The 1,027-nt window shown below is 39.7% G+C and carries 1 protein-coding gene; it reads left to right on the top strand.

The features are described 5' to 3' along the window. Nucleotides 1–41: 41 nt before the first annotated feature. Nucleotides 42–1,027, top strand: a 986-nt coding sequence (locus P7J49_RS11565) for an ISL3 family transposase (protein WP_408570742.1), incomplete at its 3' end; no start/stop codon positions are given.

Below are 1,027 nucleotides of genomic sequence, written 5' to 3'. Positions count from 1 at the left end.
CTATAATGAAAAGCAACCAAACTCACATTAGAAAGACTCATATGGAACAACTAAATTTTATCACAAATTTTCTCAGAATAAAAGACCAAAATATCCTTATCACTGATGAATATGATATGGGAACTCACTTAGAACTCCACGGTTACTTGGATTACATGGCTCCTAAATGTCCAGAATGCAAGGGACAAATGGCTAAATACGATTTCCAAAAAGCCTCCAAAATCCCTTATCTAGAAACTGCTGGTTATCCACTCCTTATCCGTCTTAGAAAGCGTCGTTTCAAGTGTAAAGATTGTGGGAAAATGGCGGTCGCTGAAACTCCTCTTGTCAAGAAGAACCACCAAATCTCCGTCGCTGTTAGCCAGAAGATCGCTCAATTACTCATCGAAAATCAAGCAATGACACATATTGCACACAGGCTATCTATCTCAACATCATCAGTTAGTCGAAAGCTTAATGAGTTCAAGTTTGAAACAGATTGGAATACCTTACCTGAGGTGATGAGCTGGGACGAGTATGCTTTCAAGAAGGGGAAGATGAGCTTTATCGCACAAGATTTCAACTCCCTAAACGTCATTGCCATCCTCAACGGAAGAACCCAAGCAACCATCCGAAACCACTTTCTACGCTATCCTAGAAAGGTTAGAAATCGGGTCAAAGTGATTACCATGGATATGTTTAGTCCCTATTATCAACTTGCTAAACAGCTTTTTCCGAATGCAAAAATTGTACTCGACCGCTTTCATATTGTTCAACACCTTAGTCGTGCTATGAACCGTGTTCGTATTCAAATTATGAATCAATTCGACAGAACATCGCAGGAATACCGAGCCTTGAAACGCTACTGGAAATTGATTCAACAGGATAGTCGTAAACTCAGCGATAAACGATTTTATCGCCCTATGTTTCGAATGCATTTGACTAACAAGGAAATACTGGAAAAACTCCTGTCTTTCTCCGAGGAACTACGACAGCACTATGAACTCTATCAATTGCTCTTATTCCATTTCCAAGAGAAGAACTCAGA

Origin of the sequence: Streptococcus suis, from assembly GCF_046032515.1 — a bacterium.
Classification (GTDB): domain Bacteria; phylum Bacillota; class Bacilli; order Lactobacillales; family Streptococcaceae; genus Streptococcus; species Streptococcus suis_AL.
Note: the sequence above shows the minus strand (reverse complement) of the source record. Positions and strands in the feature narration are given on the sequence as shown.